Annotated in this window: 22 protein-coding genes, 1 tRNA gene and 1 pseudogene; 12 read left to right on the top strand and 12 right to left on the bottom strand. The window is 60.4% G+C overall.

What is annotated here, in order from left to right; all coding sequences use genetic code 11:
* The first annotated feature begins 49 nt into the window (after positions 1–49).
* Positions 50–934 (top strand): DMT family transporter, encoded by an 885-nt coding sequence (locus HYN24_RS09400; RefSeq protein ID WP_117609009.1) that lies wholly within the window; start codon positions 50–52, stop codon positions 932–934.
* Positions 931–1,716, top strand: a complete 786-nt coding sequence (locus tag HYN24_RS09405; RefSeq protein WP_117609010.1) for a zinc-dependent peptidase — start codon at positions 931–933, stop codon at positions 1,714–1,716. Before HYN24_RS09400 ends, HYN24_RS09405 begins: the two co-directional genes overlap by 4 nt.
* On the opposite strand, the gene HYN24_RS09410 is transcribed toward HYN24_RS09405, so the two are convergent.
* The 4 genes and pseudogenes from HYN24_RS09410 to HYN24_RS16035 all read right to left on the bottom strand — a co-directional run.
* Positions 1,656–2,426, bottom strand: a complete 771-nt coding sequence (locus HYN24_RS09410) for an alpha/beta fold hydrolase (protein ID WP_117609011.1) — start codon at positions 2,424–2,426, stop codon at positions 1,656–1,658. The genes HYN24_RS09405 and HYN24_RS09410 overlap by 61 nt on opposite strands.
* Positions 2,423–3,277 (bottom strand): alpha/beta fold hydrolase, encoded by an 855-nt coding sequence (locus HYN24_RS09415; RefSeq protein ID WP_117610289.1) that lies wholly within the window; start codon positions 3,275–3,277, stop codon positions 2,423–2,425. Before HYN24_RS09415 ends, HYN24_RS09410 begins: the two co-directional genes overlap by 4 nt.
* 25 nt (positions 3,278–3,302) lie before the next feature.
* Positions 3,303–4,646 (bottom strand): DNA internalization-related competence protein ComEC/Rec2, encoded by a 1,344-nt coding sequence (locus tag HYN24_RS16030; RefSeq protein WP_205421367.1) that lies wholly within the window; start codon positions 4,644–4,646, stop codon positions 3,303–3,305.
* Between the two features lie 76 nt (positions 4,647–4,722).
* Positions 4,723–5,619, bottom strand: a pseudogene (locus HYN24_RS16035) (ComEC/Rec2 family competence protein); the annotation flags it as partial.
* Between the two features lie 116 nt (positions 5,620–5,735).
* On the opposite strand from HYN24_RS16035, the gene HYN24_RS09425 reads away from it, so the two are divergent.
* Positions 5,736–6,278, top strand: a complete 543-nt coding sequence (locus HYN24_RS09425; protein WP_117609012.1) for a DUF2062 domain-containing protein — start codon at positions 5,736–5,738, stop codon at positions 6,276–6,278.
* A gap of 23 nt (positions 6,279–6,301) precedes the next feature.
* Here HYN24_RS09425 and HYN24_RS09430 read toward each other — a convergent pair whose 3' ends face one another.
* The 3 genes from HYN24_RS09430 to HYN24_RS09440 all read right to left on the bottom strand — a co-directional run bounded on the left by HYN24_RS09430 (position 6,302) and on the right by HYN24_RS09440 (position 10,318).
* Positions 6,302–8,317: a methyl-accepting chemotaxis protein gene (locus HYN24_RS09430; RefSeq protein ID WP_117609013.1), complete on the bottom strand. Its 2,016-nt coding sequence runs from the start codon at positions 8,315–8,317 to the stop codon at positions 6,302–6,304.
* Positions 8,318–8,400: 83 nt separating this feature from the next.
* Positions 8,401–9,078 carry a lipoprotein-releasing ABC transporter ATP-binding protein LolD gene (gene lolD, locus HYN24_RS09435; protein WP_117609014.1) on the bottom strand — a complete coding sequence of 226 codons (678 nt, stop codon included), beginning with the start codon at positions 9,076–9,078 and terminating at the stop codon, positions 8,401–8,403.
* Positions 9,071–10,318: a lipoprotein-releasing ABC transporter permease subunit gene (locus HYN24_RS09440; RefSeq protein WP_117609015.1), complete on the bottom strand. Its 1,248-nt coding sequence runs from the start codon at positions 10,316–10,318 to the stop codon at positions 9,071–9,073. Before HYN24_RS09440 ends, lolD begins: the two co-directional genes overlap by 8 nt.
* A 69-nt stretch (positions 10,319–10,387) precedes the next feature.
* Here HYN24_RS09440 and HYN24_RS09445 point away from each other — a divergent pair, with 69 nt between their 5' ends.
* Both HYN24_RS09445 and recJ read left to right on the top strand, forming a co-directional pair.
* Entirely contained in the window at positions 10,388–11,425 is a 1,038-nt protein-coding gene (locus HYN24_RS09445) for a hypothetical protein (RefSeq protein WP_117609016.1), read from the top strand.
* Positions 11,422–13,122, top strand: a complete 1,701-nt coding sequence (recJ, locus tag HYN24_RS09450; RefSeq protein WP_117609017.1) for a single-stranded-DNA-specific exonuclease RecJ — start codon at positions 11,422–11,424, stop codon at positions 13,120–13,122. Before HYN24_RS09445 ends, recJ begins: the two co-directional genes overlap by 4 nt.
* Before the next feature lie 117 nt (positions 13,123–13,239).
* Here recJ and HYN24_RS15920 read toward each other — a convergent pair whose 3' ends face one another.
* Positions 13,240–13,413 (bottom strand): hypothetical protein, encoded by a 174-nt coding sequence (locus tag HYN24_RS15920; protein ID WP_162888687.1) that lies wholly within the window; start codon positions 13,411–13,413, stop codon positions 13,240–13,242.
* Positions 13,414–13,605: 192 nt separating this feature from the next.
* On the opposite strand from HYN24_RS15920, the gene HYN24_RS09455 reads away from it, so the two are divergent.
* Both HYN24_RS09455 and HYN24_RS09460 read left to right on the top strand, forming a co-directional pair.
* Positions 13,606–14,313 (top strand): hypothetical protein, encoded by a 708-nt coding sequence (locus HYN24_RS09455; RefSeq protein ID WP_117609018.1) that lies wholly within the window; start codon positions 13,606–13,608, stop codon positions 14,311–14,313.
* A 14-nt stretch (positions 14,314–14,327) separates the two neighbouring features.
* Positions 14,328–14,726 (top strand): flagellar protein FlaG, encoded by a 399-nt coding sequence (locus HYN24_RS09460; protein WP_117609019.1) that lies wholly within the window; start codon positions 14,328–14,330, stop codon positions 14,724–14,726.
* 70 nt (positions 14,727–14,796) lie between these two features.
* Here HYN24_RS09460 and HYN24_RS09465 read toward each other — a convergent pair whose 3' ends face one another.
* Genes HYN24_RS09465 through HYN24_RS09475 form a run of 3 tightly spaced genes read right to left on the bottom strand, consistent with a single transcriptional unit; the run spans position 14,797 to position 18,905 of the window.
* Positions 14,797–17,376 carry an ATP-binding protein gene (locus tag HYN24_RS09465; protein ID WP_117609020.1) on the bottom strand — a complete coding sequence of 860 codons (2,580 nt, stop codon included), beginning with the start codon at positions 17,374–17,376 and terminating at the stop codon, positions 14,797–14,799.
* Complete coding sequence (locus tag HYN24_RS15925) at positions 17,309–17,926, bottom strand: hypothetical protein (protein WP_162888688.1); 618 nt, start codon at positions 17,924–17,926, stop codon at positions 17,309–17,311. Before HYN24_RS15925 ends, HYN24_RS09465 begins: the two co-directional genes overlap by 68 nt.
* Before the next feature lie 16 nt (positions 17,927–17,942).
* Positions 17,943–18,905 carry an ABC transporter substrate-binding protein gene (locus tag HYN24_RS09475; RefSeq protein ID WP_162888689.1) on the bottom strand — a complete coding sequence of 321 codons (963 nt, stop codon included), beginning with the start codon at positions 18,903–18,905 and terminating at the stop codon, positions 17,943–17,945.
* A gap of 25 nt (positions 18,906–18,930) precedes the next feature.
* On the opposite strand from HYN24_RS09475, the gene HYN24_RS16040 reads away from it, so the two are divergent.
* From HYN24_RS16040 to HYN24_RS09480, 3 genes are all read left to right on the top strand, one after another.
* Positions 18,931–19,116, top strand: a complete 186-nt coding sequence (locus tag HYN24_RS16040; protein ID WP_205421368.1) for a hypothetical protein — start codon at positions 18,931–18,933, stop codon at positions 19,114–19,116.
* A gap of 245 nt (positions 19,117–19,361) precedes the next feature.
* Positions 19,362–19,535 carry a hypothetical protein gene (locus tag HYN24_RS15930; protein WP_162888690.1) on the top strand — a complete coding sequence of 58 codons (174 nt, stop codon included), beginning with the start codon at positions 19,362–19,364 and terminating at the stop codon, positions 19,533–19,535.
* A 188-nt stretch (positions 19,536–19,723) separates the two neighbouring features.
* Positions 19,724–19,798, top strand: a tRNA-Thr gene (locus tag HYN24_RS09480).
* A 26-nt stretch (positions 19,799–19,824) separates the two neighbouring features.
* Here HYN24_RS09480 and HYN24_RS09485 read toward each other — a convergent pair.
* Positions 19,825–20,025 (bottom strand): hypothetical protein, encoded by a 201-nt coding sequence (locus HYN24_RS09485; protein ID WP_117609023.1) that lies wholly within the window; start codon positions 20,023–20,025, stop codon positions 19,825–19,827.
* A 260-nt stretch (positions 20,026–20,285) separates the two neighbouring features.
* On the opposite strand from HYN24_RS09485, the gene modB reads away from it, so the two are divergent.
* Positions 20,286–20,960 (top strand): molybdate ABC transporter permease subunit, encoded by a 675-nt coding sequence (gene modB / locus HYN24_RS09490; protein WP_117609024.1) that lies wholly within the window; start codon positions 20,286–20,288, stop codon positions 20,958–20,960.
* Positions 20,957–22,039, top strand: a complete 1,083-nt coding sequence (modC, locus tag HYN24_RS09495) for a molybdenum ABC transporter ATP-binding protein (protein WP_117609025.1) — start codon at positions 20,957–20,959, stop codon at positions 22,037–22,039. The genes modB and modC overlap by 4 nt, the downstream gene beginning before the upstream one ends.
* The last annotated feature ends 22 nt before the right edge of the window (positions 22,040–22,061 follow it).

Raw genomic sequence — 22,061 nt, forward strand, 5'->3', positions numbered from 1 at the left:
TGCGGCACCACGGCACGACCAAGGCCGGTTCAGGCATAATCTGCCGACGATGAAAAAACTGTTCGCCAACCCCTATCTCCTGCTCACCCTGACGGTCCTCTTCTGGTCCGGGAACATGGTGGTCGGACGTGGCATCCGCGGCGATGTGCCGCCGCTGACCATGGCCTTCGGGCGCTGGCTGATCGCCCTAACCCTCATCCTGCCGCTCGCCCTGCCCCATCTGAAGGCCCAGTGGCCCTTGCTGAAACAGGGCTGGAAACCACTGACGGTACTCGGCCTGCTCGGCGTCGGTGGCTACAACACGTTTGCCTACATCGCCCTGCAGGACACCAGTGCGACCAACGCGGCACTGCTCAACTCCTTCGTGCCGATCGCCACCATCGCCATCTCATGGGCCTTTCTCGGCAAACATCTGCGGCCGATCGAAGGGATCGGCGTGGTCATATCGTTATGCGGTGCTATGACCATCGTGTCGCGTGGCGACTTCGCCGTTCTGGCCCATCTCAAGCTCAATATCGGCGACGTCTGGATGCTCGTCGCCGTACTTGACTGGGCGATCTACACCGTCGCCCTGGCCTGGCGTCCGGCCGGGGTTCACCCCATGCTCATGCTCGGCGCGACCACCGTCATCGGCCTCGCTGCCCTGGGCCCGGCCTGCGCCTGGGAGTTGATGCAGGGCCGCCAGATCACGATCAATTGGGGATCACTCAGTGCCTTGGCCTACGTCGGCATCTTTCCCAGTTTTCTCGGCTATATCTTCTACAACAAGGGCGTCGCCGACGTCGGCGCCAACAAGGCCAGCCTGTTCATCCACCTCATGCCGGTCTTCGGCACCCTGCTCTCCTTCCTGTTCCTCGGTGAAATTCCCTTCTGGTACCACTACCTCGGCATTGGCCTGATCTTCACCGGCATCTGGCTCACCATGAAACGATGAGAAGCCTGCTCGACCGCTTTCGCAGCAAAAAGCCAGCGCATATTCCCGATCAGTTATGGGCGATGACGGTTGTCTCGCTGCCATTTATTGATGCGCTTGCAGTGGACGACGAAAGGCAACTCAAGACGCTGGCCGAAGGATTTCTCGCCGAAAAGGAATTCAGCACCGCCCACGGTCTCGAATTGACCGACGAAATCTGCGTCTCTATCGCCGCTCAGGCTTGCCTGCCAATTCTCAAACTCGGCCTGGGGGCCTACCGCGACTGGGTCGGCATTGTCGTTTACCCCGACGAATTCGTCGTGCCGCGCCGCTTCGAGGATGAATCCGGCATCGTGCACGAATTCGACGACACGCTCTCCGGTGAAGCCTGGGAGGGTGGTCCGCTGATCATTTCATGGCACGACGTGCAAATGGCCGGCGATGGCTACAACGTCGTCATTCACGAATTCGCCCACAAGCTGGACATGCTCAACGGTGAGGCCGACGGCATGCCGGCGCTGCATTCGGGGATCACCGAAACCGAGTGGCAAGCCAAGTTTGACGACGCCTTCAACGATTTTTGCCAGCGCGTCGACAGTGGCGAAGACACCCACATCGACCCCTACGCGAGCACCGATCCGGTCGAATTTTTCGCCGTGTTTACCGAGTGCTTCTTCGAGACACCGGATGTCATCGCCGATGAATATCCGGCCATCTACGGCCTGCTCTGCCGCTACTATCTTCAGGATCCGTTGACCCGGCTGACAAAGGCGCCCAGAGCGTCGATCACCGCCGCTTCCTGATCACGGTGCGGCGAATGGCCGCAGCGCGGCAGCTTGAGCAATTGCGTGCCGGGCACTGTTTCAGCAATCACGTCAATCTGGCGCATCGTGGCATATTCGTCATCCTCACCCTGGATGGCGAGCACCGGACAGCGAATCTTGGGCAGGCAGTCCTCGATATTCCAGTCACGGAAGGGCGGCGACAGCCAGGTATCGTTCCAGTCGGCAAAGACCCGCTCGGTCTGGGCGTGATGGTAGCGGGCCAGTTTTTTCGGAAAGTCAGTCGTTAACCAGGTCGTCCTGGCGGCGCGAATACCGGCCAGCGTCACCTCTTCGACAAACTCGTGGGGCGCCATGACGGCAATACCGAGCGGCACCTCCGGAAAGGCCCCGGCAAAAATCAGGGCAATGCTGCCGCCGTCGCTATGGCCGATCAGCAGCGGCCTTTCTATGCCCAGGGCAGCAAGCAGGGCGGGCAGCATTTCCTCGCCTTCGCGATGCATGTAACGTAGCGACCGCGGCTCCGGGTAGGCCTCCGAGCCACCATAACCCGCCCGAGACCAGACGATCAATCGACAACCGGTTGCCGCCGCCAGCTTTTCCGGAAAATGCCGCCACATGGTGACGCTGCCCAGACCTTCGTGAAGGAGCAGCAGGGTCGGCTGCCCTTCCACCGTCGCCGGGTAATCCCGATATTCGAGCTTCAGCCCTTGAACGACAATATGCTTCATGGGCTCAACAGGAAGTCACGCACGATGGCAATCTGATCGTCAGACTGGAACATCGGGGCATGCCCGACGCCAGCAATTTCGGCCAGTTTTGCCTGCGGGCCGCAAGTCGCCATTTTTTGCCAGGTCTCGCGGGTGAGCAGATCGGAATCAGCGCCGCGAACAACCAGGGTCGGGCATTTAATCTGCTCATAGAGCGGCCACAGATCGACATCCTTATCGGCAAAGGCGGCCCGGAACGGCTCGGCGATACGAGGATCGTAACGGAAACGCCAGCGACCATCGGAACCCTGCATGACGCTCGTTTCGGTGAGGTGATACCACTGCGCCTCGGTCAGGCGGCCGAATGGCTCGCTGACCAATCTGACGAAGGCCAGCGCCTCGTCGAAGGTCGCCCAGTCGGGATCGGTGCCGACATAGGTGCCGATACGCTGCAGCGATTCGGCCGTAATCACCGGCCCGACATCATTGAGCACCATCTTGCGGATCGGCGTTGCCGCCTGCGCCGCCAGGCCCATGCCAATCAGGCCGCCCATCGAGGTGCCGACCCAATGCACGGTCTCGACATTAAGGCGGGCAATCAGCGTCACCATGTCACCCACGTATTGCGGGATGCCATAGGCCGCCGGGTCACGCAGATGGCTACTCTGGCCACGGCCGACAACATCCGGACAGATCACCCGGTAGTGTCCGGACATGGCTTCTGCCAGCGCATCAAAATCGCGGCCATTGCGGGTCAGGCCATGCACGCAGACGAGGACGCGCGGATTGTCGCGGGCACCCCACTCGGTATAGGCCATCCGGTGCAAGCCAGAGGGACCGAGGCATTGCACGATATGTTGTTTGAATTTCATTTTTTTCTCCTCCCCCGTCAATGTATCACCGGCCATGCCAATAACGACGATGTTCATGCCGAAACCCTGATACTGCCAGCCCCTTCCCGCCCATTGTGATGCTTACCGCACCATCGAGGTCGGTACGCCAGATGGTCGCCCCCATCGCTTCGTACCGGGCCAGCACCTCGCCTTTGGGATGCCCGAAGCGACTCCGGTAGCCGACCGGGATGACCGTCTGGGCTGCGCCCACAGCCTGCAGAAAAGCTGGTGTCGATGACGTCTTAGAACCATGGTGCGGCACGAGGAGAAGATCAGCGGCCAGATCACCGGGGTAGCGAAAAAGCAGTGCGGCCTCGTCAGGCGCCTCAATATCGGATGTCAGCAGGAGACGCCGACCGGCCGCCTCGACCCGCAGCACACAGGACAGGTGATTCGCCTTCCCAGCCACCGCATAAGCCTCGGCCGCCGGATGCAGCACCTCGAAACTTACGCCCTCCCAGACCCAGCGCTGTCGGGCCAGGCAACGCTGGCCGTCAAGGCCGGCAACCGAGGAGACGATGTCGCCCACGTTCAGTGCGGCCCGCACCGAGGCGATACCGCCGGCGTGATCGCTATCGCGATGCGTCACCATCAAGCGGTCAATCTGGACGATGCCCAACCAGCGCAGGTAGGGCACGACCACCCGCTGCCCGGCATCCGACTCGGCGCTGTAAAGCGGCCCCGGGTCATAGATCAGCGTATGGCGATGGGTGCGGATGACGCTGGCCAGCCCCTGCCCGACATCGAGCACGGTCACCCAAGCCTCGCCCTCGGCTGGCCTGGATACCGGCCAGAACAGGGCCGGCACGAACAGCATGGCCCCCAGCCAGCGCCCCGGCAGGCCACGCGGCAGCAGACAGACTGCCACGCCGACCCCGGCGACAAGCACTGCCCACAACGGTGGCGCCGGAGCCACCCAGACCGGCCAGGTGGCACACCATTCGAGAAAGACCATGAGCCAGGCCAGACCCTGATGGGCCAGCCAAAGGATAGGCCACCACGGCACCAGCGCCCCGAGCAGGGCGAGCGGCGTGACGACGAAGCTGATCACCGGTATGGCCAGGGCATTGGCCAATGGCGAAACCAGCGAAAATTGCTGGAAAACGAGGAGCAGTATCGGTAGCGAAGCCAGCGTTGCGGCCCATTGCACGATGCCCCAGGCGCGGACTCTTTCCCGCCAGCCTGAAGCCTCGCCAACCGTTGCCGAGCCGATATACAGCAAGGCGCCGACCGCAGCGAAGGACAACCAGAAGCCTGCTGCCAGTACCGCCCACGGATCGAACATCAGCACGACAAGCAAGGCCAGGCAGAGAATCCGGCTTGGCGCAACGATGCGACCCGACAACATGGCGGCCGCTGCAACCAGCAACAATGTATAGCGTGCGCTGCGCCGGCACGGCGAAACCGGCGAGCAGCGAATAAGCCAGGGCGCCCAGGCAGGCCGCGAGCAGCCCGGCCTTTTGCATCGGTAGCCGCAAGGCCAGCGCCGGCACCCGCCGCCAGAAGAAGGACACCAGCCAGCCGAAAAGGGCCGCGACCATCGTCACATGAAGCCCGGAAATACTCATGAGATGGGTTGTTCGTCCTGTTGAAGGTCGTCCACAATTCGCCGTGAATCGCCTTCTGATCACCGATGACCAGGGCCACCAGCACGCCGGCCCACGGGTAGGACGTCTCGGGCAGAAGGCGGGCAAAGGAATCCGAATTACCTGACGCAGCCGCTCGAGGGCGTAATCGACCTGCCACACCATGCCATCCATCCGTTGCGGCAGATTGGGACGAATCGACCCGGTCGCCCGGATATTGCGCTCGAGCAGCCAGGCCTCGTAATCGAAGCCGCCCGGATTGGCATTGCCATGCGGCCGTTTCAGACGGACGGTAAAACGCCAGCGCTCGCCGGGCCGCACCGCCAGCCGCTCGATCGATGCATCATCGCGCCGGCCGACATACCACGACAGCATGATGCGTCCGGGAACAGCAACACCTGCCGTTATCACCCGCTCCACGTCAAACTCAAAACGCGTCCCGTTGCTGAAATCCTGCGGCAAACCAGCGACCACGCCGATCACCTCAAGATCAACCCCTTCCTGCCCGATAGCAAGTTGGTCAGCCAGCCGGATCTCGGCCCGCCAACTCGCCCAGGCAAACCCCAGCGCGGCGCAACACAGCAGGGCCAGAACACGAAGCGACGTACCCGACCAGCGCAGGTGCGGCAACACAAGCAGCATGCCGCCGACCGCCCACGGCCCCCATTCGGGGAGGACTGGCTGCATCTGCAAAGCAAGAACAGCGGCGGCGAAGGAAAGTATGTACAGGCGCATGGCGGGATATTAATCCCGAAATATGCCAATACAATATTTTGGGCGCCCAACCAAACCGGCCTAATGAATATGAATGCAGGCGTGACGAGTTGGCTGGCGGAGTGAATAATGGCGCCATGCGCCGCACTCTGAAAAAATACCTGCCGGATCACCAGACGATACGCAACAACCCCTGGTTAAAGCCGTTCGAATCGTCCTTGCTGCACCCCCGGCTATGGCACCTGAACCGGCACTCGGCGGCCGGGGCGGTGGCGGCAGGACTGTTTTGCGGGCTGATACCCGGCCCGCTGCAAATGCTCGGCGCCGCCATCTGCGCCCTGATCTTTCGCGTCAACCTGCCGCTGGCCATGTTCGTGACGCTCTACACCAACCCGCTGACGATTGTCCCGCTCTACCTGGTGGCTTACCAGATCGGCCGAATGACTATCGACGACGGCAACGGATTCATCGTGCCGCCCGCCTTCAATGCCATCGATTTCATCGGCTGGACGACAGCCATGCAGACCTGGATGCTGGCCGTTGCCAAACCGCTCGGCATCGGCCTCGTCCTCCTGGCCAGCGGACTCGCGGTACTCGGCTACTTCGCCACGCGAGCCGCCTGGCGACTCTACCTGATCAGCGCCTGGCGACGTCGAAAGACAACGGGGACCAGGGCCTAGGGCTTAGTTCCCCGCATCTCGCCTCAAGTCCGGAATCGGGCAATCGCCCCGGTCAGCCCCTGCGCCAGCTTGCGCAGCGTTTCCGACGTATTCGCGTTGCCGCTCGCTGCTGAACTGTTTTCCTCGGCCATCTGGGCGATACGCTCAACGTTCTGGGCAATATCGGTACTGGCGGAAGCCTGCTCACGTAGTGCAACGGTGATTTCGGAGACGGCATTGAGCACCTGGCGCGACTGTGCCTGAACCTGGCCGATAGCCTCGCCCGCCAGCTGCGCCTGGGCAACCCCGGACGAAACGCGCAAAACGCCTTGCTTCATCGACGATACGGCCGTCGTGGTGCCAGCCTGAACAGCCTCGATCATGGCGGTAATTTCGTGCGTCGACTTGGCCGTCCGCTCAGCCAGCTTCCTGACCTCGTCGGCGACAACCGCAAAACCCCGGCCCGACTCACCGGCCCGCGCCGCCTCGATGGCGGCATTAAGGGCCAGGAGATTGGTCTGATCGGCGATTTCCTTGATCGTCCCGACAATCGCTGAAATCTGTTCGGACTGCCGGCCGAGAGCCTCGACGGCTTTGGCCGAGTCATTGACCGTCTGGGCGATAGCCTGGATTTCATTAACCACCGACTGGACGATTTGACCACCGCGTGTGGCAACCTCATCGGACTCCCGCGAATACATTTGGGCATCCTGTGCATTGCGCGAAATGTGATCGATACCGACCGTCATTTCCTCGACGGCAGCCGCCATGCTGGTCGCCGAATCGCTTTGCCGGGCGGTCCCGGCAGAAATCTGCTGGCTCGACAGGGCCAGTTGCTCGGCAGCCTGATTGAGTTGACGAACGTCCCCCTGCACACCACCGAGCAGACTCCGGAAGGCCGCTGCCATGCCGTTGAAATCCTTGCCGGCAGCATGTAGCTCATCGACCCCATCGGTATCGAACTTGGCGGTCAGGTCACCATCGGCCAGACGGCTCGCCCCGCGTGAAAAATCGCCGACGCTGTTGATCACCGAAAAGTAGGTACCCATACCCAGATAGGCGACGAGCAGGCCAATGCATACCGCCAGCCCGACCTCGAAGGCCAGTACCTTCTGCGACTGGCTGAGCCGCTCCTGCAACTGACGTTCGAACTGCGGCATCAGGGTGTCGTACATCACCTTGTAGCCAAGATCGATGACCTGGGTGACCATGGCAAAATAATCCTGCGGTGCGGTTGCATATTTCTCGGACAGGATATCTTCGCGCACCAGCGCAAAAATCTTTTCCGCACCCGCCGAAAACTCCTTGGTTGGCCCCGACAGACCATCCTTGAGTGCCGGTGAAAAACGCATCACTTTTTCCAGGTTGACGTTCTGCGCCTGCAGCGTGCCATCCATCTGCGCCACCACCGAGGAAAGATCGACCCGCTGCTGCGGCGACATTTCCTTTTTGGTCAACAAACCGGTCCCCCGCGCCCGCGTCACACCCAATTGCTCGAGCATCGCCGGCATCTTGGTGACCAGGGTATCCATGAAATAGTAGGTATCCATGATCGGGTCGAGGGTCAGTTGCGTCTCATCGGCCACCGTGACCATGAACTGCAATACCTTGCCAATCATCTGGGTATGGCGCTTGATGTTCTCGGCGGCCGTCCACGTCAGGCCCTGAGCACCGATCGCATCCCAGTCAGACCGAATCGCCTTCCAGTCCGCTGTATCACGCAACACCGGCGGCAATGCCGCATCGGTCACCAGAATGGCGGCGGCCACCTCTTTTTCCTTGGCTGCCCGCTTCTCTCTCATCGCCTCATTGCCGTTGAGAACCCCCGACGACAAGCCGCGATGCTGTTGCATCACCTGCGCCATCTGGTTGATCGGCTTGAGCATCTGCAGCCCGGCGAGCTCCTGGCGGGCCGTGTCGATATCGCGATTCAGAAAGGAAAAAACAGAATAGAGCAGGACCACCATGACAACCGATACGGCCGCTCCAAGCAGCAAAAACTTGCTGTTATAACGAAGCCGGTTCATCAGTGCGATGGCGGGGGAAAAGATCGCTTGCATTTCATGTCTCCTGAACGACGTGCGGACGTCCACAACGCAAATGATATTTTAATAACATTTATTAAAATTTTACACTTGTTAAACTATTGGCAAATAATTCCGTCGTTCAAATTCAAAATGCGATCCGCCTTGGCCGCCAGTCGCTGATCGTGTGTCACCACAATGAGGCTCGTCTGCTGCTGGCGTACCCGCTCGATGAGCAGGCCGAAAACGACAGACGCAGTCTGGCTGTCGAGATTGCCGGTCGGCTCGTCGGCCAGCAGGCACGAAGGATCGCTGACCAGCGCCCGGGCAATCGCCGCCCGCTGACGCTCGCCACCAGACAGCTCGCCCGGCCGGTGTTCAAGGCGATGACCGAGCCCGACGGCGATCAAGATATCGGCCGCTTTGGCCAGCGCTTCTTCACGCGACATGCGGCGAATGAGCAACGGCATGGCGACATTTTCCAGGGCAGAGAATTCAGCCAGCAGATGGTGGAACTGATAGACGAAACCAAGGTGAAGGTTACGCCAGTCGCCCCGTTCAACCTCGCCGAGCGCCGAAAAATCGCGCCCCATCAGTGTTACCTCGCCCGTAGTGGGCGTGTCCAGCCCACCCAGCAAATGCAGCAAGGTACTTTTGCCGGAGCCGGACGCACCGACAATAGCGACGGTTTCGCCGGGATTGACGCGCAGGTCGATGCCCGACAAAACCGGCACTTCCAGCCCGCCGCCACGAAACACCTTGGACAGCCCACGGGCGATCAGAATCGGCTCACTCATAGCGCAGGGCCTCGGCCGGATTGACGCGGGAAGCCCGCCAGCTGGGATAAAGCGTCGCCAGCAGGGCGAGCACAAAAGCGATCAGGGTGACGCCCCAGACATCGCCCCATTGCAGTTCGGATGGCAGATCGGAGATGTAGTAGACCTCCTTCGACAGGAAATGCACGCCGAGCAGTTGTTCAATGAAGGGGACGACGGTATCGATATTGAGGGCGAGCAGGACGCCGCCGACAATGCCCATACCCAGCCCGATAAAGCCGACCAGTGCCCCCTGTACGACAAAAATCGCCATGATTGACAGTGGCCGCGCCCCGAGGGTGCGCAGGATGGCGATGTCGGCCTGCTTGTCGGTGACCGCCATAACCAGCGTGGACACGAGGTTGAAGGCGGCGACCGCGACGATCAGCGAGAGGATGATGAACATCATGTTCTTCTCGATCTGCACGGCGCGGAAGAAATTGGCGTGGCTTTTCGTCCAGTCATTGAGGTATGCATCAGCATCGATATAGCGGGCCAGTTCGCGGGCAATGCGCGGTGCCTGGAAAAGATCATCCACCTTGAGCCGCACGCCGGTCACCCGATCATCCATCTGGTAGAGCTTCTGCGCATCTTCGAGGTTGATCAGGGCCAGCCCGGAGTCGTATTCATACATGCCGACCTCGAAAATACCGACCACCTTGAAGGTTTTCAGCCGGGGCATGACACCGGCCGGCGTGACCGTGCCTTGCGGCGCGATCAGGGTCAGTTTGTCGCCGGTAAACACGCGCAGTGAGCGGGCCAGTTCCGAACCGAGAACAACGCCGAACTCGCCTGGCCGCAGATCGTCGAGGCTACCGCTCTGAATGGTCTTGCGAAAATCGGCAACGCGGTCTTCCTGATCGGGCAGGATGCCGCGCACCAGCGTCCCCTTGACCTGGCCATCGACGCTGAACATCCCCTGCGACTGGACAAACGGTGCGCTATCCCGGACTTCCGGATGCTTCATGGCCTGCTCGGCAACCAGCGTCCAGTTCGGCAGTTCACCATTGATGCCGGTAATCTGGATGTGCGACGCGACGCCGAGAATGCGCGTCCGCAACTCTTTCTGGAAACCGTTCATCACCGACAGCACGACGATCAGCGCGGCGACGCCGAGGCCGATGCCGAGCATCGAGATCAGCGAGATAAAGGAAATGAAGTGGTTACGTTTCTTGGCCCGCGTGTAGCGCAGACCGATCAACAACTCGTAGGGCAATCCCATGCGGATAAGACCAGGCGATGAAAGTCGCTATGGTACACTTTTTGCCCGCCTATCCCTTGCCTGCTGCCCGTGCGCCTTACCCTGCTTGTCCCCGAACTGATCTGGCCCGAGCCGAACGACCAATTGACCCTCGGGAAGCTGGCTGCCCCCGGTTTTGAATGGCTGGCCGCCCACGCTGGCTTTTCCCGACAGCCGCGACAGGCTTACGAACACCTGCTGGCGACCCAGTTCGGGCTGGACGACGCCCCTTTCGGCGCCCTGCGCCGGCTCGGCGAAAGCAATCAGACGGCTGGCGATGACGGTCACTGGCTGTGCGCCGACCCGGTTCACCTGCGCTTCCACCATGAACGCATCGTCCTCGCCGATGCCGGGGCCTTCGACCTCGATCTCGACGAAGCTCAGGCCATCGCCGCCGCGCTCAACAGCGAATTCGCCGACATCGGCCGCTTTCACGTCGCCACCGCCCGCCGCTGGTACCTGCAACTGCACACGCCCACGACGCATCACGCCGAGCCGCTCTCCCACATCGCGGGCCGCCGCCTCGACGATGAACTGACCGACAAGAACGGTGTGCTTACGCGCTGGCTCAACGAAGTGCAGATGTTCCTGCACGGCCATCCGGTCAACGCCCGCCGGCAAGCCGAGGGCAAACCCGCCGTCAACAGTCTCTGGCTATGGGGTGGCGGACCACTGGCGAAGGTGCCGGCCCCGGAGTTCTCCACCGTCTGGAGCGACAACCCGCTGGCAACCGGCCTCGCCCTTGCCGCCGACATTGAGGCGCTCCCCGGCGCGGCCAGTCTGGGCAGCCTGCTCGCCGATGCTGAGGCAGATACCAGCCAGCTCGCCGTCCTCGACACACTGCTACCGTCGGTCCTCACGGAAGACAGCCCCGGCTGGCGCAGCGCCTTCGACGCGCTGGAAAAAGACTGGTTCGTCCCGCTGCGCGGCGAACTCGGCCGTCGCGTCGACACCCTGACCATCCTCGCCCCAACCATCTATGGCCAACTGACCTGGACGCTACATGGCAAGAACCGCTGGAAATTCTGGCGCAAGGCCCGCCCGTTGCAAGCCATGGCCAAGGATCTGGCCGAAGGAAACACCCTGTGACCAAACTGACCACCCGCAGCAGCCCGCCCCGCGTCGTCTGGCAACTTGAACAGCAGGGCCTGCATCCGCTGCTCGCCCGGCTCTACGCAGCGCGTGGCATCAAGGACAAGGCCGAACTCGACTACGAACTGAAGTCACTGATCCCGCCAACGGCGCTGACCAACGCCACGGAAGCAGCGCACCTGCTGGCCGATGCCATCGAAGCCGAGGCCAAAATGCTGATCATCGGCGACTATGACTGTGACGGGGCCACCGCCACGGCGGTCGGTGTGCGCGCCCTCAAGGCACTCGGCGCCGATGTCGATTTCCTGCTCCCCGACCGTTTCAAGCTCGGCTATGGTTTATCGCCGGAAATCGTCGATGTCGCCGCCCAGCAATCGCCCGATCTCATCATCACCGTCGACAACGGCATCGCCAGCCTCGAAGGCGTCGCCCGCGCCCAGCAGCACGGCATCGCCACGCTGATTACCGACCACCACCTGCCGGCCGAAACACTCCCCGACGCCGACTGCATCGTCAATCCCAACCAGCCCGGCTGCGACTTCCCGTCCAAATGCATCGCCGGCGTCGGCGTCATGTTTTACGTCATGCTCGCCCTGCGCGCCGAACTGCGCGAACGCGGTTGGTTTGCACCCAATGTCCCAGAACGCCCCGAACCCAACTTCGCCAACCTGCTCGACCTCGTCGCCCTGGGCACCGTCGCCGACGTTGTCAAGCTCGACCGCAACAACCGCATCCTGGTCAGCCAGGGGTTGAAGCGCATGCGCGCCGGCCAGATGCAGCTCGGCATCGCCGCCCTCTTCAAAGCCGCCGCCCGCGACCCCAAGCGTGCCACCGCCTTCGACCTCGGTTTCCTCCTCGGCCCCCGCCTCAATGCCGCCGGCCGCCTCGCCGACATGCGTCTCGGCGTCGAATGCCTGCTCACCGACGATCCGGCCCGCGCCCTGCAGATCGCCCAGCAGCTCGATACCCTCAACCGCGAACGTCGCGAAATCGAGGCCGGCATGCAGGAGCAGGCCCTCGTCCTGCTTGCCTCGCTCGACACCGAAAGCGCCGCCGCCGGCATCGCGCTCTTTGATGAAAGCTGGCACGAAGGCGTCGTCGGCATCCTTGCCTCGCGCATCAAGGACAAACTGCACCGCCCGGTCTTCGCCTTCGCACCCGGTGAGGGTGGCATCGTCAAGGGCTCCGGCCGCTCGATTCCCGGCCTGCATCTGCGCGATGCCCTCGACCTTGTCGCCAAGCGCGCCCCCGGCCTGCTCGTTCGGTTTGGAGGCCACGCCATGGCCGCCGGCGCCACGCTCAGGGCCGAAAACTTCGAACAATTCAGCCAAATGTTCGCCCAGGTCGCCAGCGAACTCCTCGCCCCCGCCGACCTTACGCGCACCCTGGAAACTGACGGCAACCTTGAAGGCGGCTACTTCTCGCTCGAAACCGCCCGCCTGCTGGAAAACGAAATCTGGGGCCAGGGCTTCCCTGCCCCGCTATTCATGGACGAGTTTGACGTCGAACAGCAACGCGTGCTCAAGGACAAACACCTCAAGCTCCGGCTACGCAAAGGCAACACCCGCATCGACGCCATCCAGTTCAATTTCAGCACCCAGCCCGGCAACCGTACCCGCGCCGCCTACCGGCTGGCCATCAACGAATACATGGGCGTCGAAAACCCGCAGCTGATGGTGGAACATCTGGAGTAAGTGATCCGCAAAAACCGTGGTCTGACCCCGATATTCGATCGTTGCCCCTGGCTTTCGCAGATTTAAAACCAGGGACAGACCACGGTTTTACCCGCAGCCCCCCTGGTTCACCGCTGGTTAAAACTCATTCGTCAGCATCACCAGCTTTTCAGAGACCACACTACCGCCCTGCCGTAACTGGATCTTCACTTGCAACGGCAACTTGATATCAGCGCCCTTGGCGATGGTGAAGGTCTTGTCGGTCGGGTTGAAGACTAGCTGCGTCGGCAGCGGCGCGTCGTTGGCCAGCACCGTCGTCAGTTGAGACTATTCAGCGGTGACTACCGTCTTCTTTGCGAAAAATGAAATCAGAACTCGAATTTGTTGATCTGCGTCAATCGCCGAAAATAAATTTCGCGAAGGCCCTAAAGAATCCCTAAAGTTATCCGTTAACAGGGATCGTGAAGGGGTAAATCCGCCCCGGCTTTCGTGAAGGAGTCTGTCATGTCGATCAATGTGCCCACCGCGGTGTCATCCGGCACCCCCATTCAATCCACCGGCAGCACGGCGCCCCGGACGGTGCGGCGTGAACATGACGGTGATAACGAAGGAGAACGCCGGCGCGTCGGCGGAGAAAAAGGCCGGCAGCAGTTTTTTGATGCCGTGAGCAGCGCGCTCAGCGCCCTCGGCTTGTCCCTGCCCGCACAACAACCGCCGCCGAGCCAGGCAGCCATCCCGACAACGGCAACGACTGACACGCAGTCAGGGGCTCAGTCGAACGCCAACCAAGCCCAATCGTCGAACAACGTCCAGCAGGCCTTGCACAGCTTCATGCATGACCTCTTCAAGGCCGTGAAGTCGCGTGGGGACAGACGTGAAACCGAGGGCAACGAGGGCGGCGAGAAGCGCGCTGACGAAGCAAGGCGTGAAGTCAGCAAAGCCAGCGACAGCTATAAAAATGACCTGACCACGCGCGTTCAGAATCTGATCCAGAACCTGACTTCCGGGGATACCGCCTCGGCCCAGACCGATGCGCTCAAGTCATCTTTTTCCAAGCTCGTGCAAGCGCTCCAGCCAGCCAGCCCGAGTGACACCACAACGCCACCCAAGGCCCCTGATCTCCAGGCATTCTTGCAAAATTTCCTGAAGAATCCTCAGGGAGGCAGCACACCAGTCAGCCCGGTTGGGGTTGCCGTCAATACAGTAGCCTGAGTATCGAGGTCATCATGAACAATCTACTCCCTATCCAGGCAGGGCCGCCACGCGTACAAGGCCCCGAACCGGGTGGGCCAAAGCTGCCGCCGCAAAGCACGGCACCGTCGCCGAAGGAAGCTGTTTCAGCGCCGGCACAGCCGCAAAACGCGGCAGCCACACCTGCCCAGTCGGAACCCAAGGCCAATCGCGAAACCCTGCAAAGAGCCGTCGACCACGCCAATCAGACACTACGGAGCCTGAGTTCGAACGAATTGCAATTTTCGATCGACAAGGAAACCGGTGTTCAGGTGGTCAAGCTTACCGACAAGGAAACCGGCGAAGTCATTCGCCAGATCCCTTCCGAGGAAATGCTGAAAATCGCCAAATCGATCGATGCCATGCGCGGCACACTCGTCAGCCAGGAAGTGTGACACTGTCAGGTCGCTGAGCGACCTGACAGGGGAAACCGCGGTCACACCGGTTCTCCGAGTTTCTATGGTTTCAAAACCGTGGTCTGTCCGCGGTTTTTGCGGTTTTCCTGATCGGCCCAACGGTCTGCAATATCAGCCGGATCAGCGCATCTGGATCAATCGGCTTGGCGATGTAACTGGTCATGCCGGCAGCAAGACAGTCTTCGCGATCTTCCGCGAAGGCATTGGCGGTCTGGCCGAGCACCGGCAAGTCGGGAGCCAGTTCCAATATTTCCCGGGTCGCGGCAAGCCCATTGAGTACCGGCATTTGCATGTCCATCAAGACAATATCGTAGGCAGTGGGGCCATCCTGGCGAATCCGGTCCACCGCCTGCCGGCCATCACCAACAATCACCACCCGCGCCCCGGCTTCGCCGAGAATCAGTTCAAGAATCTGCTGGTTGATGACTTCATCTTCGGCGATCAGGATGGTGATACCAACCAGCGAATGTTCGGGCAATTTTTCCGGCGACAGTTCTGCCACCGTGGCTGACGGTGCGGCAGAAACGTACGGCAGGCGCACTTCAAACATGCTGCCGACCCCGGGGCTGCTTTCAACCCGAATCTCGCCATGCATCAACTCAACGAGGTGTCTGGTGATACTCAGGCCCAGCCCGGTGCCGCCATATCGCCGGGTGGTCGAACTGTCGGCCTGCTGGAAGGGGTCAAACACATAGCGCAGTTCATCCGGGGTCATGCCGATACCGGTATCGGTGATGCGGAAGACCAGTTGCTTTCCTTCCAGGCGGGCCGCCAGGATCACCTCGCCGGACGGGGTGAACTTGACGGCATTGGTGAGCAGATTGAGCAGTATCTGACCGAGACGCTGGGAATCGGAAATACAACGCGCCGGAAAACCGGGATCAATCTCCCGACGTAGACCCAGCCCTTTGGCCCTGGCCTGGTTGTCAGCGAGGGCCAGGACTTGGTCCAGCATTTCGCCGAGCGACATATCGCTGGCCTCGATCACCAATTTACCGGCATCGATCTTCGAGAAGTCGAGGATATCGCTGACCACACCGAGCATGCGCTTGGCAGAAGCGAGAATCTTTTCGAAGGCGTTACGGGATTTTTCGGGATTCTGGAAGTTGTTCAGGCCGATCGAGGCGAAGCCGAGCACACCATTCATCGGCGTACGAATTTCGTGGCTCATGTTGGCAAGAAATTGACTTCTCGTCTTTGCCAAGGCCTCAGCGGCCAGCATTGCCTTTTCCTGAGCCTGTCTGGCGGCCCGCTGGATGCTCACGTCCATGACACTGATCACCGCACCACAAATCTGTCCGTTTTCAAACAATGGCGAGCAGGCCACCGTCACCGCGACGGGATGTCCATCGGCGTGCCAGAAGGTTTCATCATCAACACGCAATTCGCGGCCAGCCAGTGCCGCCCGTGTCGCCGGGCACTCACTTGCCGGATAGGGAGAACCATCGGCATGGCTATGGTGGAAAAGATCGTGGGCAGAGCGACCAATCACCTGCCCTGCGTCATAACCAAACATGGCACAGGCGGCGGGGTTGATGAAGGTAATGTGGTCGTCGGCATCAACACCAAAGATGCCATCAGCCGCCGAATTGAGAATGCTGGCAGCACGGGCTTCGGTGGCCAGCAGTTCGCTCGTGCGTTGCTCGACCAGTTCTTCAAGACCGCGACGATAGCGATCTAGTTCGGCATCGGCCTCTTTTTGTGCCGTCACATCCTCGTAAATACCCAGAACACCGACGACATCGCCGCCATCATTGCGCAGTACCACCTTGGATGTTCTCAGACAGATGGATAGCCCGTCAGGCGTCGTCTGCGGTTCCTCATAGGACAGTCTGGGAACGCCACTGGTCATAACGGCAAGGTCATCGGCGCGATAGAGATCTGCCTGCGCGGCCCAGGCCATTTCATAGTCGTCCTTGCCAATCAACTCTTGGGGCAGGATCTTTCCGGCATCTCTGGCAAATGCCGGATTGCAGCCGAGGTAACGAAGTTCCCGGTCTTTCCAGAAGACCCGCATGGGCACGGTATCGATAACCTTGAGGAGCAGTTCCCTGGACTTTGCCAGTTCGTTCGTCATGTCGCGCAGTGCCGCATGTATGGTGCGCCACTCGTCCCTTTGCCCGGTCGCCACGGCCGGCGGCGCTTGGCCACGGCGGATCGCGTCGATATGCTCAAGCAACCCCATGAGGGGCCGGTTGAAGTTGCGCCTGACAATCGCCACAATCGCCATAAACGATAGCAGGGCAATCATTACCGACAACCCAAGCACCCATCGGCTGGCTTCGGAGACAGCCTGCTGAATCTGCAAGCCAAGGGCATCGGAACGTGAAGACAACTGCTCATCAGCCTGACTCATCGCCTTCAACACCGCCGCCTTGGCCAAATGGCTCTGCGTTACGGCAAGATCGAAGCGGTCCGTTTCGCGATACAACAGGATGACAGCCCGGCGGAAATCAGCGATCAGGCGAGTCACCTGCCTGGCCAGTCTGGCGATTTCCGGGCTCGATGCAGTGAGCGTCTGCAATCTGAGGTTCACATCATCGATCAGAGCGACAGCAGGATCACTCTCTGGCCGGCCACTTAGCGCATAGGGCGGCCGGTCGACAATCATTTTGCCAATGTGGAGCATGCTTTCCCGGTAGCCGGTAGCCGGTGGTCAGGGTCATGATCTGATCAAGGTGGTCGGTGCCCTTACCGGCAAGGGTCTGGTCAATCAGGCTTCGACCGACCAGGTTTTCCAGCCTGTCCAGCTCAGCAAGGATCTGGTGATCGATCTGATTGACCGCTGCCGTAGCACGCCTGACCTCAACGCATTCTTCAAACAGGTGGCTGGTTGCCGCAGCGAGGGCGGCGATACTTTCCGCATAGCGGTGGTTTTCAAGCTTTTCTGCCGCGGCGTTCAGCGCCACAGACAGGTGCCCGCCAAAGTCTCCGCGGACAGTCCCGCTTCGGCAATTCCGGCTGATCAGATCGATCTCCGAAAAAATGGCGGACAACTCACGGCCATTTGCCGCATTTTCGAGGACACCGCTGATCTGGTTACGGGCCAGGTCAGAAGCCAGCATCTCGACACGATTGAAGGCAAGCGCGGCGATCAGCGCGATCAAGGCGAAAGCCATCGCATTGAACACCGCCAGCCCAAGGAGCTTGCTGCCTACACCAAGACGAATGTGAAACACGTCGAAACCCTTCTCCCTACGGTTGCTGCCTGACCAGGGTTGCCCCTCTGAGCACCGTCGGACGCAATCCCAGCTGGTGTCCTTCAATCGCCGTCACATTGATGACCCGCTGCCCCTTGACGTTCCAGACCACCGGAATTTTGGCAACCGGCGTTCCGCGCATGGCCTTGAGGAGCATCTCTGCCGAAGTCTCACCCTGCTCCTGACCGGTCTTGACCACCGCAGCCCAGGCCCCCTGATCAACCTGATAACGATTCCCCGCAAGTACCGGACCGCCATAAACCTTGCTCAATGCCGTCAGTGCGCCCTTGTTGTCGAGCGGCGTGGCAGCATCGCTGACAATCCCTTCAAGGCTGTCGACAAGCAGGGAATCACAGACCGGGCGACCACCTTTAAAGGCGGCCTCGATTTCCCGGACACTCTTGACGAGGTGGAAGGCACCAACCTTGACCGGATAGCTCTGTCGCTCTTCTTCAACCTGGGCTTTCAGGGCTCGCCCGGCGGGTACATCATTGGTCATCAAGCAAACGTTGCCGAGTGTCGGAATCAACTGCTTGGCAAAAGCCAGAGATTCACGAACATGCGCCCGTTCGAGTATTCCCGAGACATTGGTAGCCGGAAAGCCATACTTGGCCGCGGAATTATTGACACCGTTGAACATGACCGGCGTCTTTACCTTGTCTTTGAGGAACGGGACAACGAACATCGATTGGGCATCATCGTCGGCCGCTATTACCCCATCGGGCTGCAGGCTTTGATAGAGGGCGTAGGCTTCCTCGCCCTTCTGCGGACCGCCGGCCGGGGCCACCTTGGTATTCATATGAAAATAGGTGATCTCGCTGGTCGACCCCAAAACAGCGTCAATGCCTTCGCGGATTTCCTTGACCCACGGGTTATCCGCCTCGTAGCTCATGACCACCAGAACCTTGAACTCGGCTGCAGTCGCCGGATTTATCTGGCCCCCGATAAATACCGCCATTAATCCTGCTGCAAATGAAAACTTCATGGCCAAATCCCCCTTGGATTTCAACTACCCGGCACGCCGAAAAACCCGGCATTTTTCTCGCCGTCCATTGGCACAGTTCCATTACATACCTCTCGGCAAGGCTTGCGTTGACCTGCCTCAACACGCCAACAACTATTCAACGGGCTCTAAAAATGACAAAAGCACATTCCAAAATGTCATTTAAATAGCAAAAATGACGCCCAGCCCATCGTCTGAAAATCGGCGCAGGCCGGCACCCCTGATAGATACTCAATTCTCTCCCAGCCGAAATATCCCTGTAATATTCAGCGTTGATAATCCCGTGACTCAAATAAAAACAGGAGAGACAAGATGTCGGATTACTCAGCCACAAAATTTCTCGTGGTCAGCGCCGCCTACCTCGGGCTGACTGCAGATCAACAGTGATCTGCCGGGAACAAGGACGCATTCATGATTGAACAATTACGAGACAAGGCCATGCAGCTTTGCGCCAGCCATGGCGTGACGGTCCGCCCGTACGCCGGGGGCTGGTGGCTGCTCGGCCAGCAGATCAACCGCGTGGTCGGCGAACTGGCCGGCCTGTGTGCATCGGACCTGTCACCCCTGCCAACCAGCCCACGCTAGGCTGACATTCCATAACGACGAAAGCCGGGCTTGCTGCCCGGCTTTTTATTTGTCGCAAGAATCATCGCGAAAACGCTAATTTGCCATGCACAGCGGCCGATCCGCTGATACAATGCGCCCCGCTTGAACGTGATCACCAGTCGCGATATCGGCGTCTGATCAAATCAGTCGCCCAGGCACATCAGGTTGCCCATGTAGCTCAGTGGTAGAGCACTCCCTTGGTAAGGGAGAGGTCGGAAGTTCGATTCTTCTCATGGGCACCACCCACTGCACTCGCCGCCTGGCGAACTTACTGCTTGGCAGTGTGCATGCCGCACTGCTTGAGTGCGGAAAGAAACTCACTGAAATTGGTTTCGCGAACAATGATATTGCTCAGGGTGTCGCGCAGGTTGAATACGGAAAGCTCCGTCTCGCCAGCATACGCATCCCGCCGCCCGGCAGATTTGCCGGAAGCCTGATACTGGGATGATTTGACGCCTGAGAGGGACATTGCCTGTTTTCCGTTATTGTGAAGTTGTTGAGTCCATTTTGCCCAACCGGCATGACCCCGTCTGTGAACAAATTCACACTCCGCTGCAATTGGGAAAACACATTCGATTCAAGGTGTTAATACCCTATCTTTAGCATGGATTTAGACCCCGTCTCTTTGAAGTTCTGCGGACGAGTGGTATACCTTCCAGCCATGCGCAATTTCCCTTCCACAAAACCAGGGTCAGACCACGGTTTTGAACGCCCCACCGCCCGCTGAGCATGGAAAGTTCCGATCTCGCCGCCATCTGGCTGACGCTCAAGCTGGCCACCACCGTCACCCTGCTCTTGCTGATCATCGGCACGCCCATCGCCTGGTGGCTGGCTCGCACCCATTCGGCGCTCAAGGGCATGGTCGGGGCGATCGTCGCCCTGCCACTGGTTCTGCCGCCCACCGTTATCGGCTTTTACCTGCTCATCACCATGGGGCCGAACGGGCCGATCGGCCATCTGACCCAGTCACTCGGCCTCGGCCTGCTGCCTTTCACTTTTCCGGGACTGGTCATCGCCTCGGTGTTCTACTCGCTCCCCTTCGTCGTGCAACCGATTCAGAACGCCTTCGAGGCCATCGGTGAACGCCCGCTGGAAGTCGCTGCAACCCTGCGCGCCAGCCCCTGGGATGCCTTCTGGTCGGTCGCCGTGCCGCTGGCCCGGCCCGGTTTCCTGTCCGGGGCGATTCTCGGCTTTGCTCACACGGTGGGAGAATTCGGCATCGTCCTGATGATCGGTGGCAACATCCCCGACAAGACGCGGGTGGTTTCGGTGCAGATCTACGACCACGTCGAGGCCCTTGAATACACCCAGGCACACTTTCTGGCCGGCGGCATGGTGCTGTTCAGTTTTGTCGTACTTATGGCGCTATACACCTTCAATCCGGCCCAACGGAAAAGAGCATGACCGAGCAAATCAGGGCGAAATTCCAGGTTAGCCGCAATGACTTCACCCTTGATGTCGACCTCACTTTGCCGGTGCATGGCATCACGGCACTGTTCGGTCATTCCGGCTCGGGAAAAACGACCTGCCTGCGTGCCATGGCCGGGCTGGAACGTCCCGCTGCGGGCTATTTCTCGTTGGGCGACGAGGTCTGGCAGGACGAGTCGATTGGCTTTTTCGTACCGCCGCACCGCCGCTCGCTCGGTGTGGTCTTTCAGGAAGCCAGCCTGTTTACCCATCTCTCGGTGCGCGACAACCTCGAGTACGGGCAAAAACGGGTAAAACCGGGTTCAGACGTCAATTTCAGCCTGCCAGAAATTGCCGAACTGCTGGGAATTTCGGGCCTCCTCGAACGTTCGCCGCATCAACTGTCGGGGGGTGAGCGGCAGCGCATCGCCATCGCCCGCGCCCTGCTCGGCAATCCAAAAATCCTCCTCATGGATGAGCCGCTGGCCGCCCTCGACCTCAAGCGCAAGCTGGAAATCCTGCCGTATCTCGAGCGCCTGCACCGCGAACTTGCCATCCCGATCATCTACGTCAGCCATGCCCCGGATGAAGTGGCCCGCCTGGCCGATCATCTGGTCCTCCTTGAGGCTGGCAAGGTAGTAGCCAGTGGCACCCTGAACGATGTGTTGAGCCGCATCGATCTGCCCGGCACCTTTGCCGACGATGCCGGCGTGGTAATTGAAGCGTGCGTCGCCGAGCACGAGTCCGATGACCTGACCCGCCTTGAATTCGCCGGCGGCGCGATTTATGTGTCGCAGCGTCAGGAAACCGTCGGCACCCCGCTACGCTGCCGCATTCATGCCCGCGACGTCAGTCTGGCGCTGGTCCCGCAGACCGGCAGCAGTATCCTGAACTGCGTCAATGCTGAGGTCGTGGCCATGGCTCCCACCGATACCCCGGGCCACGTCCTGGTCAAACTCGATGCAGGGGGTTGTCCGCTCCTCTCCCGGATTACCCGACGCTCGGCTGAGAAGCTGGACATTCGCCCCAGACTGGCGCTACGCGCCCAGATCAAGGCAGTCGCTTTGCTGGCCTGAGTCACTGGCCTCTGGGCAGCAG

It is taken from the genome of Dechloromonas sp. HYN0024, from assembly GCF_003441615.1.
Classification (GTDB): Bacteria; Pseudomonadota; Gammaproteobacteria; order Burkholderiales; family Rhodocyclaceae; genus Azonexus.

Coding starts and splice junctions, on each gene's coding strand:
- HYN24_RS09465 (WP_117609020.1), bottom strand. CDS start 17,376: ATGCTCCACATTGGCAAAATGATTGTCGACCGGCCGCCCTATGCGCTA.
- HYN24_RS09485 (WP_117609023.1), bottom strand. CDS start 20,025: ATGTCCCTCTCAGGCGTCAAATCATCCCAGTATCAGGCTTCCGGCAAA.
- HYN24_RS16040 (WP_205421368.1), top strand. CDS start 18,931: ATGGCCAAATCCCCCTTGGATTTCAACTACCCGGCACGCCGAAAAACC.
- HYN24_RS09410 (WP_117609011.1), bottom strand. CDS start 2,426: ATGAAGCATATTGTCGTTCAAGGGCTGAAGCTCGAATATCGGGATTAC.
- lolD (WP_117609014.1), bottom strand. CDS start 9,078: ATGAGTGAGCCGATTCTGATCGCCCGTGGGCTGTCCAAGGTGTTTCGT.
- HYN24_RS09415 (WP_117610289.1), bottom strand. CDS start 3,277: ATGAAATTCAAACAACATATCGTGCAATGCCTCGGTCCCTCTGGCTTG.
- HYN24_RS15930 (WP_162888690.1), top strand. CDS start 19,362: ATGATTGAACAATTACGAGACAAGGCCATGCAGCTTTGCGCCAGCCAT.
- HYN24_RS09460 (WP_117609019.1), top strand. CDS start 14,328: ATGAACAATCTACTCCCTATCCAGGCAGGGCCGCCACGCGTACAAGGC.
- HYN24_RS09430 (WP_117609013.1), bottom strand. CDS start 8,317: ATGCAAGCGATCTTTTCCCCCGCCATCGCACTGATGAACCGGCTTCGT.
- HYN24_RS09405 (WP_117609010.1), top strand. CDS start 931: ATGAGAAGCCTGCTCGACCGCTTTCGCAGCAAAAAGCCAGCGCATATT.
- HYN24_RS09425 (WP_117609012.1), top strand. CDS start 5,736: ATGCGCCGCACTCTGAAAAAATACCTGCCGGATCACCAGACGATACGC.
- HYN24_RS09455 (WP_117609018.1), top strand. CDS start 13,606: ATGTCGATCAATGTGCCCACCGCGGTGTCATCCGGCACCCCCATTCAA.
- HYN24_RS09400 (WP_117609009.1), top strand. CDS start 50: ATGAAAAAACTGTTCGCCAACCCCTATCTCCTGCTCACCCTGACGGTC.
- HYN24_RS09440 (WP_117609015.1), bottom strand. CDS start 10,318: ATGGGATTGCCCTACGAGTTGTTGATCGGTCTGCGCTACACGCGGGCC.
- modC (WP_117609025.1), top strand. CDS start 20,957: ATGACCGAGCAAATCAGGGCGAAATTCCAGGTTAGCCGCAATGACTTC.
- modB (WP_117609024.1), top strand. CDS start 20,286: ATGGAAAGTTCCGATCTCGCCGCCATCTGGCTGACGCTCAAGCTGGCC.
- HYN24_RS16030 (WP_205421367.1), bottom strand. CDS start 4,646: ATGTTGTCGGGTCGCATCGTTGCGCCAAGCCGGATTCTCTGCCTGGCC.
- HYN24_RS09475 (WP_162888689.1), bottom strand. CDS start 18,905: ATGGCGGTATTTATCGGGGGCCAGATAAATCCGGCGACTGCAGCCGAG.